The 12,999-nt window shown below is 74.3% G+C and carries 10 protein-coding genes; 4 read left to right on the top strand and 6 right to left on the bottom strand.

Translation table 11 applies throughout. The annotated features are described in order from the left end of the window. The first annotated feature begins 8 nt into the window (after positions 1-8). A complete protein-coding gene (locus B056_RS0109210) occupies positions 9-2,369 on the top strand; it encodes a serine/threonine-protein kinase (protein WP_018501578.1) in 2,361 nt (786 codons plus the stop codon). Between the two features lie 28 nt (positions 2,370-2,397). Beyond that, a complete protein-coding gene (locus B056_RS0109205; protein WP_018501577.1) occupies positions 2,398-3,579 on the top strand; it encodes a glycosyltransferase in 1,182 nt (393 codons plus the stop codon). A gap of 22 nt (positions 3,580-3,601) precedes the next feature. On the opposite strand, the gene B056_RS0109200 is transcribed toward B056_RS0109205, so the two are convergent. Continuing rightward, complete coding sequence (locus tag B056_RS0109200; RefSeq protein ID WP_018501576.1) at positions 3,602-4,405, bottom strand: class I SAM-dependent methyltransferase; 804 nt, start codon at positions 4,403-4,405, stop codon at positions 3,602-3,604. Between the two features lie 152 nt (positions 4,406-4,557). Between B056_RS0109200 and B056_RS0109195 the strand changes: the two genes are divergently transcribed. Both B056_RS0109195 and B056_RS0109190 read left to right on the top strand, forming a co-directional pair. Then, positions 4,558-5,538, top strand: a complete 981-nt coding sequence (locus B056_RS0109195) for a hypothetical protein (protein ID WP_230202914.1) — start codon at positions 4,558-4,560, stop codon at positions 5,536-5,538. Then, complete coding sequence (locus B056_RS0109190) at positions 5,535-6,344, top strand: SDR family NAD(P)-dependent oxidoreductase (protein WP_018501574.1); 810 nt, start codon at positions 5,535-5,537, stop codon at positions 6,342-6,344. Before B056_RS0109195 ends, B056_RS0109190 begins: the two co-directional genes overlap by 4 nt. A gap of 18 nt (positions 6,345-6,362) precedes the next feature. Here the strand turns inward: B056_RS0109190 and B056_RS0109185 are convergent, their stop codons facing one another. The 5 genes from B056_RS0109185 to B056_RS0109165 form a co-directional block, all read right to left on the bottom strand. Beyond that, positions 6,363-7,097: a response regulator gene (locus B056_RS0109185; RefSeq protein ID WP_020572408.1), complete on the bottom strand. Its 735-nt coding sequence runs from the start codon at positions 7,095-7,097 to the stop codon at positions 6,363-6,365. Further along, positions 7,094-8,596, bottom strand: coding sequence for a sensor histidine kinase (locus B056_RS35940; RefSeq protein ID WP_018501572.1), 1,503 nt, complete (start codon positions 8,594-8,596; stop codon positions 7,094-7,096). Before B056_RS35940 ends, B056_RS0109185 begins: the two co-directional genes overlap by 4 nt. A gap of 70 nt (positions 8,597-8,666) precedes the next feature. Beyond that, positions 8,667-9,575 carry an ABC transporter permease gene (locus B056_RS0109175; RefSeq protein WP_018501571.1) on the bottom strand — a complete coding sequence of 303 codons (909 nt, stop codon included), beginning with the start codon at positions 9,573-9,575 and terminating at the stop codon, positions 8,667-8,669. After that, positions 9,572-10,510 (bottom strand): ABC transporter ATP-binding protein, encoded by a 939-nt coding sequence (locus tag B056_RS0109170; protein ID WP_018501570.1) that lies wholly within the window; start codon positions 10,508-10,510, stop codon positions 9,572-9,574. Before B056_RS0109170 ends, B056_RS0109175 begins: the two co-directional genes overlap by 4 nt. Positions 10,511-10,678: 168 nt before the next feature. Continuing rightward, the gene (locus tag B056_RS0109165; protein WP_018501569.1) at positions 10,679-12,943 is read right to left on the bottom strand and encodes a family 2 encapsulin nanocompartment cargo protein terpene cyclase; all 2,265 of its coding nucleotides are present in this window, start codon (positions 12,941-12,943) and stop codon (positions 10,679-10,681) included. Positions 12,944-12,999: the final 56 nt, after the last annotated feature.

Here is a 12,999-nt window from a genome sequence, read left to right as displayed (position 1 = left end):
TCCGGTCAATGCGGACGCTTGACCTTGATCATGTCGCGGCGGTCCTCCCCGGCTACGAGATCGGCGCGGAGCTCGGCCGCGGCGGTTTCGGCACGGTGCTGGCCGCCCAGCACCGCCTGATCGGCCGGAACGTCGCGGTGAAGGCGTTCCTGGACCTGTCACCCGAGGCCGACCCGCCGGGCGGCCCGGGGGCCTCGGCCGGCACCGGGGAGAGCCAGAGCCTCCGCTCCCGGTTCCTCGCGGAGGCCCGGGTCCTGGCCGGTCTGGACCATCCGCACATCGTGCGGGTCTTCGACTACGTCGAACGGGACGGGCTGTGCCTGCTGGTGATGGAGCAGCTCACCGGTGGCACCCTGCGCGCCCGGGCCGCCACCGGGCTCCCGCCGCGGGCGACCTGCGCCATCGCGCTCGCCGCCGCCGCGGCGCTGGACGCGGCGCACGGCCACGGAGTGCTGCACCGCGACGTCAAGCCGGACAATCTGCTCTTCACCGCGGACGGCGTGCCACGGGTCACCGACTTCGGCATCGCCAAGATCGTGGAGACCGCGGCGGCGTCCACGACCGGCATGGTCGGCACCCCGCGGTACATGGCTCCGGAGCAGATCACCGGCGCGCCGCTCGGCCCGGCCGCCGACCTCTACTCCCTCGGCGTCGTCCTGTACGAGCTGCTCGCGGGACGGCCGGTCTTCCCCCGGGGGCTGCCCCTCCCGGCGCTGCTGCACCACCATCTGTCGGTGCCGCCGTCGCCGCTACCGGAGGTGCCGCCGCCGCTGGCGGCCGTGGTGCTGACCGTGCTGGCGAAGGACCCGGCGCTGCGTCCGGCGACGGCGGGTGACTTCGCCCGCGGGCTCGCCGCGGCGGCCACCGCGGTGTTCGGCCCCGGCTGGCTCACTGGCGCCGGGATCCCCGTGAAGCTGCCCGACGACGTGCTCGGCGCGGCCGGGCACCGGCTCGGTGACCCCCTTCCCGGCCCGGTCGCCGGGCACCGTTCCACTTCCGGAACCGGCCCGGGGCCGGCCTCCGGCCGGGGCCCCGGCAGCGTCCCGAGTCCGAGTCCGAGTCCCGGCAGCGGCTCCGGCGGCCCCGGCCCGAGACCCGCGCCCGCGTCCGCTCCCGTGGCGGTGCCGGCTCCTGCCCGGGGGCGGGGCCGGCCGCGGGCCGGGGCTCTGGCCGCCGCGGCCGTGGCGGCGACGGCGCTCTGCGTCGGCGTGCTGACCATCGGCCTGATGATCGCGCTGCGCGGTACCGGGCACGACGGTGCCGCGGTCGCCGGCCCCGGCCGTGCGGATGCCGCCCGGTCGGCCCCGCCGGCCCGGCCCGCGTACTCCGGGCCGGGCCTGACGATCCCCGGCCAGGACTACCTCTCCCGGGTCGCGCTCGGCCGGGACGGCTCCCTCTACGTCACCGCCCGGCGCAAGGAGGTCGGCGAGATCCTCCGGCTGCACCCGGACGGCACCGTCTCCCAGCTCGTGGGCGCGGCGGCGCGCAACACCACCGGCGGAGCGGCCGGCGGGCGGGCACCGGCCGTCCCGGCCGAGGGGGTCCCGGCGGCCGACCTGGCCCTGCGCGGGCCGCACGGCATCGCCGTCGGACCGGACGACACGGTCTACGTCGCGGACAACTTCGGCGGCCGGGTCTACCGGATCACTCCCGAGGGGCGCGCCTTCGTCGTCGCGGGCACCGGATCCGACGACGAGGGCTTCACCGGCGACGACGGACTGGCGGCGCGGGCCGCCCTCACCCCCCTGGGCCTGGCCCTGGCGCCCGACGGCAGCGTCTACATCGGCGACGGCCCGCGGATCCGGCGGGTCACGCCCGACGGGAAGATCTCCACCGTGGCCGGCAGCCGGGACCGGTCGGGCACCTCGGGCGACGGCGGCCCGGCCCGGGACGCGCTGCTCTCGGACACGAACGGTCTCACCGTGGCCCCCGACGGAACGCTCTACGTCGCCGACTTCCAGGCGCACACCGTCCGGAGGATCGCTCCCGACGGGACGATCAGCCACGTCGCCGGGATCCCGGGAAAGGCCGGCTACGACGGCGACGGCGGCCCGGCCGCCCAGGCGACGCTGCGCAGCCCGCAGGCGACGGCCCTCGGCGCGGACGGGACGCTCTACATCTCCGACGGCACCAACCACGTCCGCCGGGTGGGCCCCGACGGGATCATCACGACGGTCGCCGGTTCCGGCGGGACGGACGGTGATCCGGACGGCGCCCTGGCCACCGGCGCCGATCTCGAGGATCCCGCCGGGCTGGTCTCCGATCCCACCGGCGCGCTCTACGTGGTCCTGCTGCGCGGCGCGACCCTCGTCCGGGTCGACCCGGCGGACAGGATCGTCCGGACGATGCTGTCGCCGGCGGCCGGCTGACGGCACCCGTGGTGCCAGACTGGCCGATGTGGACGTCCTCTTCGCGTCGTTGCCGGCCTACGGGCACCTGTATCCGCTGGTCCCCCTCGCGGTGGCCTGCCAGGAGGCGGGGCACCGGGTCCGCCTGGCCACCGGCGAGCCCTTCCTCGGGGCGCTGCCCGTGCCGACCGTCCAGGGCACACCGGCCGACTGGACGCTGCGGTACGTGGAAGAAGAGACCGCCCGGCGCCACCCGGACGCGACCGGTGTCGAGTTCCCTGTCGCCATGTTCGCCGACGTGGCGGCTGAAGGGGTACTGGGCGTGCTCGAACCGCTGTTCGCCGCGGATCCGCCGGACGTGGTGGTCGCCGACAGCGCCAACCTCGGGGCCGTGATCGCCGCAAGCCTGGCCGGTGTCCCAGCCGTGGTCTTCGGTGTCGGGCAGTGGAGCCCGTTCGGTGAGATGACCTTCCCCGCCGCTCTGGCGGCGCACCGCTCCCGCTGGACCGCGGCCGGCCGCGCCGCTCCGGCCGGGCCGGGCGAGATGATCGTCGCCTACCTCGAGCCGTTCCCGCCGGACCTGCGCCACGGGCCCGGCCCCGACGGCGTGCCGGTACTGCCGATCCGCAGCACAGCCTGGGCCGACGCGCAGGCGCCCGTGCCCGGCTGGCTGACCGCGCCCGCCGAGCGGCCCCGGGTGTACGTCACGCTCGGCACCGTCTCGTTCGGCGCCGTCGAGGTGATCCGGGCGGTCGTCGACGACCTCGCCGCGCTGGACGTCGACGTGCTCGTCGCGGCCGGCCCGGAGGGCGACCCGGCAGCCCTGGGCCCGCTGCCCGAGCGGGTGCGGGTCGAGCGGTTCGTGGCCCAGAGCCGCGTGCTCGGCCTGGTGGACGTCGCCGTCCACCACGGGGGTTCCGGCACGGTGCTCGGCGCGCTGGCGAACGGCGTCCCGCAGGTGCTGCTGCCGCAGGGCGCGGACCACTTCCACAACGCGTGGCTGCTCGCGGAACGCGGCGCCGCCCGGGTGTTCCACAACGAGACACGGCAGCCGGGTGACGTCGCCGCGGCCGTCCGCGACCTGCTCGGCGACGCACCCGAGCGCCGGGCCACCGCCCTGCTCGCCGCCCAGATCGCCGCGAGCCCGACCCCCACCGAAGCCGTGGCCGCGATCGCCGCCGTTGCCGCGGCCGCCACGGGAACCCCCGTGATGACGGTGCCCGGGGACTGACCCGTCCGCCGGTCCGCGGGGGCTACTCCGGGGCCCGGCCCCAGGCGATGGCCGTCGCGAAGGAGAGATCGAAGAAGGCCGGGTCGGCGAGCCGGTCGAGGGCTTGGTCCACGGTCTCGGCGGTGGCCAGCCCGAGGCTGAGGATGTGCGGCCGGAGCCGGCTGAGGGTGAGCGCCCAGCAGCACGCGGAGGCGTTCGCCCCCCCGGTGGTCGGCAGGTGGGTGGAAGCGCCGACGTCGACCAGGCGCCGGCTCAGCAGCGGGCCGGGGAACTCGCGCGCCCAGGTCGAGTCCGTGCCGATCGTCCGCGCGAGGGCCTGTTCGACGGCGGTCATCGCCTGGCGGAACGCCGGGTCGGGGGAGGAGGCCACCGGGAAGCTCGCGATCGACTCGACGACGATCGTGCCGCCCGGCCGCAGCCAGGACACCAGCCGGTCGAGTACCTGCTCACGCTCGGGAAGGTGCTCGAGGACGAAACGGGCGTGCACGAGGTCGAAGGGCGCGCCGGGCGGCGGCGGGTCGCGGGTGACGTCGTGGCGCAGGACGGACAGGCCGGGCGCGCGCAGGCCGGCCAGATGGCTGAGGTCGAGGTCGGTCGCGATGACCTGGCCGGTGGCGGTGGCACGGTCGGCCAGCCAGGCCGCGACCGATCCCGCGCCGGCGCCCACCTCGAGGCACCGCCATCCGGCGGCGACGCCGAGCTCGTCGAGGAGACGGGTCGTCACCGGGTCGCACACCGCGGCCATGGCGGCGAGCCGCCGCCGCTCGTCGCCCGCCGCGCCGCCGAGGACGTCGTCCGCGTACCGACGGGGCCAGGTGTCGTTCATCGTGGCCGGCTCCCGCTGGAGTGAGGGTGGCGCGTGGCAGGTACTTGTCGCGTTTCTGACAGGGAATGATGCGCTACGCGACTGATCTTATGCTTTCGGTGTCAAGGGTTGTCCGAGGCGCGGGGGCTGGCATGGCGTCGAAGCGTTGCCTGATGTTGTCCTTGGCCGTAGCCGTCGTCCTGGTCGGCAGCCTCGCGGCCTGCGGCGGTGACGGAGACTTCTTCCCGCGGGCTCCGGCCCGCAGCGGGACGGGGACCTTCGCCACGCGGTCGGCCGCCCCGCCCCGCGCCCCGGTCGCCACGCCGACCCCGGCCAGGGTCACACCCGAGGCCTACCAGCGGGTTCTGACGGAGCTGGACACCGCGCTCGGCCCCGGGTTCGGTGCCATCGGCTCGGCGCAGACCCCCGAGGATCTCGCCGCCGCGCTGTCGGCCGTCGCGCTGAACCTGACCATCCAGGCGGACGGGCTCGAGGACGTCCGGCCCCCGGCGGCGGTCGCGACCGCGCACACCGGCCTGTCGGACGCGCTCGGAACGCTGGCCGCCGAACTCACCTCCCTGGCCGGCGACGCGCGCGACCGGGAGGTGTGCACCGGCGGCTCCGGGCTGCCCAGGGCGGCCAGCGGCAACGGCGGCCACCTGTTCCGGCTGGCCGTGCTGGGGCTGGCCACCGCGGATCCGGCGCACCACTACACGGTCGGGTCGTTCCTGCCGCCGGGCGCGCCGGACCAGACCCGCCGCGCGGGCAACGGCAGCCTCCCCGGCGGGCGACGCGGCGGCTACGGTGAGCTGACCATCACCGCGTCCGGCGGCACGGACGCGGTCGTCAAGGTCCTCCAGGGCGCCGACGTCATCCGCAACGTGTACGTCCAGGCGGGCGCCTCGGCGAAGGTGGACGGGATCCCCAACGGCACGTTCGACGTCTTCTACACCGAAGGCACCGACTGGGACGACGCCAACCATCGCTTCACCCGCGACTGCGCCTTCAGCCGGTTCGACCAGCCGATCACCTTCAGCACGACGAACCACCCCGGCTCGATCGAGTACACGACCTACACGCTCACGCTGTACGGCGTCGTCGGCGGCACCGCCTCGAGCACGGACGTGCCCCCGGGGGCGTTCCCCGGCGGGTGAAACCGGCTGCCGATCCCGGGCCCGGTGTCGGGCCCGGTGTCGGGACCGGGAAGGCGACGGCGATCGTCCTGGCCCAGGCCGGCGCGAGCGTCCTGCTCGTCGACATCCACCCCGAGCGGGCCGCCGAGACCCTGGACCTCATCGAGAAGGAGGGCGGCACCGCGGCCGTCTTCGCCGGTGACATGACGAGCTCCACCGACGCCGAAGGGGCGGTGCGCGCGGCGGCCGACCGCTTCGGCTCGGTGGACATCCTCGTCAACAACATCGGCGTGGCGATCGCCGGGACGGTCGCCGACACGTCCGAGGCGGACTGGGACAGGTCGCTCGCCCTCAGCCTCCGCACGGCCTTCCTCGTCTCGAAGCACGCCGTCCCGGCGATGGCCGCCCAGGGCGGTGGGTCGATCGTGAACATCGGGTCGATCGCGGGGTTCCGCGGAACCACCAACGCCGGCTACTCGGCGGCCAAGGGCGGGCTGCACGGGCTCACCGTCGACATGGCGTACTCGCACGGCCGCCAGGGCATCCGGGTCAACGCCGTCGCCCCCGGCCACATCACCACGCCGCTGATGTACTCCGTGCTCGGGGAGACCCCGGAGACCGGGTACCGGCAGCGGCTCGCCGCCGAGTCCACGATGCTCGGGACGGAGGGCACCGGCCGGGACGTCGCGTACGCCGCCGCGTTCCTGGCCGGCGACGCCGCCCGCTGGATCACCGGGGTGATCCTGCCCGTCGACGGCGGCGTCACCGGCGTCACCCCGCTGATCATGGCCGACCGCCTGCGCGCCGTCCCGGCCCCCTCGGCCTGACGCCCGGCCGAACCCGACTCAGCCGGGGTGGTGGGGTGGTTTGGCCGAGGGGCGGATGAGGCCGACCTCGTAGGCGAAGACGACGGCCTGGACCCGGTCGCGAAGTTCGAGTTTGCCGAGGATCCGGCCGACATGGGTTTTCACGGTTGCCTCGGAGAGGACGAGCCGGGCGGCGATCTCCGCGTTCGACAGGCCGGCCGCGACCTCGCCGAGGACGTCGTGCTCGCGGTCGGTGAGCCGGGCGAGCCGGTCCGCTCCGACCCGGCCGGCGGCCGCCCTGGACGGGCGGTCACCCGCGCCGTCGCCGGACCCGCCGCCCAGGTCGGGCAGCCGGTGCGCGAAGCCGTCGAGCAGCCGGCGCGTGGTGCTCGGCGCGACGACCGCGTCACCGGCGGCGACAGTGCGGATACCGGCGAGCAGGTCGTCGGGCGGGACGTCTTTGAGCAGAAATCCGCTGGCGCCCGCCCGCAGCCCGGCGAAGGCGTAGTGGTCGAGGTCGAACGTGGTCAGGATGAGCACCCTCGAGAAACCCCCGGCGGCGACGATCCGCCGGGTCGCCTCGATACCGTCGACACCTGGCATCCGCACGTCCATCAGGACGACGTCCGGGGTCAGTTCGGCGGTGAGCCGCACGGCGGTGGCACCGTCCCCGGCTTCGCCGACCACGGTCAGGTCCGGCTGCGATTCCAGCACCATGCGGAAACCCATCCGCAGCAGTGGCTGATCGTCGACCAGGAGCACGGTCGTCGTCATGGGCGCCCCGCTTCCAGCGTTTCCCGCGCCGCGTTCCGCGTCGTTCCCTGTGCCGCGTCCGGCCGCGTCGGTGGTGGCTCCGGTGGAACGGCCGCCGTGGGGGTGTCCGTGATCGCGGGGTGGGCCGGGCTGGAGCTGTCCGCGGCCCTGATCCGAGCCGTGACCCGCCAGCCGTCGCGCCGTCCGGGGACCGGCCCGGCGGTCAGTGTCCCACCATGCAGGGCGGCGCGTTCCCGCATGCCCTGAACCCCGCGTCCGCCGGCCGGCGGCGGCCCGGTGGCCGGTACGCCGCGGCCGTCGTCCACGATCTCGATCTCCACGCCGGCGGCGTCGTAACGCAGCAGCACCCGTGCCCGCGTGCCGGGCCCGCCGTGCTTGAGGACGTTGGTCAGCGACTCCTGGACGATGCGGAACACGGTGAGCTCGGCGTCGGCGGTGAGCGTGCGGCGCGGTCCCGCGCTGGTCAGTCTCACCGTCAGCCCGGCCTGCCTCACCTGGTCGATCAGGTCGTCGAGATCGCCGGTCCCCGGTTGCGGCGCGGTCGCCGCGGGGCCGGTCGGGTCGGCGCGGCCGGCCCCGCCACCCGGGCCGCTGCCGACACCGGCCGCGGAGGCCGCGGAGGCCGCGCCGGGCGGCGGCTCGTTCTCGGTCCGTTCGTCGCGCAGCACGCCGAGCAACCCGCGCATCTGCGCGAGCGCCTCGCGGCCGGTCGCCGAGACCGACTCGACAGCCCGCGTCGCCCGTGTCATCCGCTCGTCGACGGCCGCGCCCGGATGGGAGACCGAGGCCGGATCCGGCCGCCCCGGCCCGCGCAGGGCGAAGGTCGCCCCGTCCGCCAGCGCGATCATGACGGAGAGGTTGTGCGCCACGATGTCGTGCATCTCGCGGGCGATCCTGGCCCGTTCCCGGGCCGCGGCGAGTCTGGCCTGCTGGTCCCTGTCCCGTTCCAGCCTGGCCGCGCGGTCGGCCAGGGCGGTGAGGTAGGCCCGCCGGGTGTTCACGTTGACGCCGAGCACGCCGGCGGTGACCCCGAGCGCCCCGAGGAAGACCGCGGCCCCGACCTGGTCGTAGAGCCGGGCGCCGTGCAGGCTGACGCAGAACCAGACGATCAGCGCGGTGAGGGCCGCCGCGGCGACGGCCACCTGCCGCCGCGGCCGCCGGGCGGCGACCGTGTAGAACGCGATCAGCAACGACCCGGTGCCGAAGCTCGGAATCCACAGCAGGAGCTGGACGGAGCCGGCCGCCGCGCAGACGGCGAAGACCGCGATCGGATGGCGCCGCCGCAGGCACAGCGGCGCGATCGAGGCGACGGTGAGCAGCAGTGTCCGGACGGACGGATGCGGCAGGTCGACGCTGGGCGGCAGTATGACGAGGCCCAGCGCCGCGGCGAGGGCGGAGTCGACGAGTACCGGGTGGGCGCGCAAAGCCCGCCCGACCGGCCCGTGCCGCATCCGTCCGAAGACCACACCCGGGACGTCCGGCGGCTCCGCCGTGCTCATGCCGCTCATCCTCCCCGCACCCTTCTCCTCGTCCTCGCGGCCGGTCGCCGCCGGCCGTGGTGGCCTGTGTTCAGACGTCCCGGCGGGCCAGGACGACGGCGGCCGCGGTCAGGGCCACCACCAGGTAGACGGTCATCATCACGGCGGCGGGGCCGGGGGAGAACACGTTGTCGCCGTCCCGGGTGGAGATGAGGACCTCACCGATCGAGGCGGGCAGGTACCGGCCGACCGACTGCATGCCCGGGGGCAGCAGGTTCATCAGGATCGGCAGCCCGAGCAGGACGGCGAGCAGCGCCGACACGGCACCGGCGGTGCTGCGCAGCAGGGTGCCGATGGCGAGGCCGAGCAGTCCCACCTCGGTCAGGAAGAACGCGCAGCCGAGGATCGCGCGCATCGCGCCCGGTGAGCCGATCGAGATGTCGAGATCCTCGCCGGCGAGGATCGCCTGGCCGACGGTGAACGAGACGAGGCTCGTGACCAGCGCGAAGGCGAACGCGACACCGGCGAACACGATGGCCTTGGCCCAGAGCACCGGCAGCCGCCGGGGGACCAGGGTGAGCGTCGCGCGGATCATCCCGGTCGTGTACTCGCCCGTGATGACCAGCACGCCGAGAACACCGATCGCGATCTGGGCCAACAGCGCGCCGCCCAGGCCGTGGACGGCCGCGTCGAAGCCGGCGAGCTCCGGGTCGCCGCCGTCCCAGTCGGCGGCGGCGGTCGCGCACATCAGTACCGCGAGGCCGACCATCGCGACGCCCCCGAGGGCCAGGGTCCACCCGGTGGACCGCAACGACCGGAACTTGGTCCACTCGGATCGGATCACGCCGAGGAACACGACGTCACCGGCCGGGCTCGCGGTGTTCGCCGAGCCGGTCGCGTCTGCCGAGCCGGTCGCGCCCGTGGCGCCCGTCGTGCCGCCGCCGTCAGCCGGGACCGTGATCGCTCGATGAGCCCCGCGACCTGTGAGCTGGCTGTTCATCGGTTCCCTCCGATGCCGGCCGGCGCCGCGTTCGTGAACTCGACGGCGTCGCGGGTGATGTCCATGAACGCCTCCTCGAGGGAGACGAGACGGGGAGTCAGTTCGTGCAGGGCGATCCCGCCGACGCGGGCCAGCTCGCCGATCCGCGCGCTGGGCAGACCCGTGACCTCGATCGTCCCGGCTGTCGGGTCGGGCGTCGCGGTGACCGCCGCGCCCTCCCGGACCAGCAGCTCGGTGAGCGCCGTGGCCTGCGGCGAACAGACGTGCACCCGGTTGCCGGACGCGGCGCGGACGAAGTCGGCGACCGACGTCTCCTGGATCAGCCGGCCCCGCCCGATCACGATCAGCTCGGTGGCGGTCAGCGCCATCTCACTCATCAGATGCGAGGAGACGAGCACGGCGCGGCCCTGCGCGGCGAACCCGCGCAGCAGGTCGCGGATCCAGCGGATGCCCTCCGGGTCCAGCCCGTTCACCGGCTCGTCGAGGATCAGCGTCGACGGGTCGCCGAGCAGCGCGGAGGCGATGCCGAGCCGCTGGCCCATCCCGAGGGAGAAGCCACCGGCGCGTTTGCGGGCGACCTCACGCAGGCCCACCAGCTCGATCACCTCGTCGACCCGCCGCCGGGCGACACCGTGCGTCCGGGCCAGGGCGAGGAGGTGGTTGGCGGCGCTGCGGCCGGTGTGGATCGCCCGCGCCTCCAGCAGCGCGCCGACGTGGCGCATCGGCGCGGCCAGCTCCCGGTAGGGCCGGCCGTCGACGAGCGCGGTGCCGCCGGTCGGCCGCTCCAGCCCCAGGATCATCCGCATGGTGGTCGACTTGCCGGCACCGTTCGGCCCGAGGAAGCCCGTCACCACCCCCGGCCTGACGGTGAAGGAGAGGTCGTCGACGACGACCTTCTCCCCGTAGCGCTTGGTGAGCCCACGCGCCTCGATCATGGTGTACCCCGCGTCTGTGGTCGACGTCCGGCCGACTGCCGGCTGACGTCCCAGAACGCTAGGGATCTTCGGGGGCGCCGCCGACCGCCGTGCGACCGATCTTCGCCGGTGGCCGCGTACCGCTCAGGTCGCGGCGCCTACGCCTCGGGAGGTACACCACCCGGTCGATCAGGATCCGGAGCCGCTCGGCGTCCCCGCCGGGGCGACCGGCTCCTTTCCCGGCATCAGCCGGCGGATGTCGGCCGCCGACGTGCCGAGCCCCGTCGGGCCCCCGAAGGGCCGCACCCCGGCCGCCGGGTGGTGCCGCAGCTCCGCCTCGTCGTAACGCCGCGTTCCCCGGTGCCAGCGCAGCACCCCGGCGAGCCAGTTCTTCAGCTCCTCCACGTATCCGCGCAGGACGTCCCGAGACTCGGCCGTCAGCTCGTAGGTGTCGAAGAGGGCGGGCAGCTCGACGTCGACGACGTGCTCGAACTGGCGCAGCCGGGCGGTCATCAGATCGTTCACGATGCCGACGGCCCGCTCGGCGCCGCAGTCGAGAAATCTCTGGAAGACGAGAACGCAGTTGTGGATCTCTCCCTCGAACTGGATCTCCTTCTGGTAGGAGTAGATGTCGTTGAGCAGGCAGGCGTAATCCGCGGCCGAGCTCTCCAGCGCCCTGATCGGCCGGGTGCCGTAGATCTCCGGCGGAACGGACCGCCCGTGCCCGAGCCGGGACAGACTCATCGTCAGGTCGGAGCCGAAGGTGCGGCGGCGCATCTCGATGTAGTCCACCGGGTCGGGAATCCGGTTCTGCGCCTGGTTCGCCAGCTCCCACAACCAGCTGTCGAGCATGGTGCAGACCGTCCGGCGGAACGCGCGCCGGGAGTCGGGCGTCATGTCCCGGGTGGTGCGCGGCCACAGGTCGGCGAGGGCGCGTTCCAGCCCGCCGACCGGGCCGGGCGGCGGGCCGGGCTCCACCGGCATGAGCTCCTTGAGCCGCTCGGTGCAGGCCCGCGCGCCGGCCAGGTCGCGGGTCCGGCCGTACACGACCGGGTAGAAGTCGTCGGCGTAGGTCCCCCAGGTGAGCCAGCCTGTCGTCAGGTCCAGTTCCGCGGCGCTCGCGTCCGGGTGGATGGCCGCGGAGCACAGCGCGAAGTCGGCCGCCCGGAGCTTGTGCTCGTCCCAGATACCGGGTACCGGATCGAGCAGCCCGACCGCCGCCGACCAGTCGACGATGTTGTCACGGGCCGCCGCCAGATGGCGGCTCTCACGGGTCGCGAACGGCATGTAGAAGGCGGGGAGCTTCACCGGCCCCACGACCCGGTACGGGACGTGGGTGAAAGCGCGCGCCCGGGCGGGCGCGGTGGCCAGCAGTGACGCCGCGATCCGCATCGCCGACGTGCCGAGCCCGGTGACATCCCGGGGAAGGCCGCCGGGAACGGGCCCGGCCGGCCCGGACTCCGCGTTCATGTAGCGGCTGGACCGGGTGTGCCACTCATGGCCACCGGCCTGCCAGTCCTGCAGCCCCTTGACGTAGGCCAGGACGTCCCGCCGGGCGGTCGGGGTGACGCCGTGCTCGTCGAGCACCGGTGGCAGCTCGGTGAGCGCGGTGTGCTCGAACTGGTGCAGCCGCGAGGTCAGCAGGTCGTTCACGGCGTCGGCCGCCTGCTGGGTCGGGCAGTCCAGGAACCGCTCCAGCACCAGGACGCCGTTGCTGAGCTCGCCCTCCTCCTGTACCTCCCGCTGGTAGGAGAACAGGTCGTTACGCAGGTGGACGGCGTCGGAGAAGGTGTCCCGCAGCACCTGCAACGGCCGGGTCGCGGCGATCGCGTCGGGCACCTCGGCGTCCGCGGCGTGTTCGACCAGGTTCGCCGACCAGGGCGCGCCGCCGACCTTGCGCCGCATCTCGATGTACTCGACCGGGTTGGCCAGCCGGTTCTCGTCGATGTTGGCCAGTTCCCACAGGGACTCGTCCAGCAGGTGCCGGGTGCTCGTCGCGAACCGCCGCCGCCAGGCCGGCGTGCGGTCCGGGACGGTACGGGACCACAGGTCGGCGAGGCCACGCTCGACCGGGTTGCCCGGCTCCGCGGTGACGGCGCCCTCCACCGGCATGAACAGGCGCAGCCGGTCGAGGTAGCGGCGGGCGCCGGCGACGTCCCGGCCGCGCTTGTAGACCTCGAGGAAATGGTCGTCGAAGTAGAAGACCCAGACGTACCAGTCCGTGATGAGATCCAGCCGTGCCTCGTCCGCGTCCGGATGGGTGTACGCGCACAGCAGCGCGTAGTCGTGGGAGTCGAAGTCCTGCCCACTCCAGATCGCCACGCCGTCCTGGGGCGCGTCGATCATCTCCATCTCGCCGGCCCATGCCCGGCTGTGCCCGCGGGCGTGCTCCAGGTTCGGATTCAGCCGGGGTGGATAGGGCAGGTAGAACTCCGGGAGCGTGAAAGGCTGCATGCGCCGGTCAGAACCTTCCTCTGCCAGAGATTGCCGGTTTCCCGGGGGAACGACGC

This window comes from Parafrankia discariae (assembly GCF_000373365.1).
Taxonomy (GTDB): Bacteria; Actinomycetota; Actinomycetes; order Frankiales; family Frankiaceae; genus Parafrankia; species Parafrankia discariae.
The sequence above is the reverse complement of the archived record's forward strand: the minus strand, read 5'-3'. Positions and strand labels throughout refer to the sequence as shown.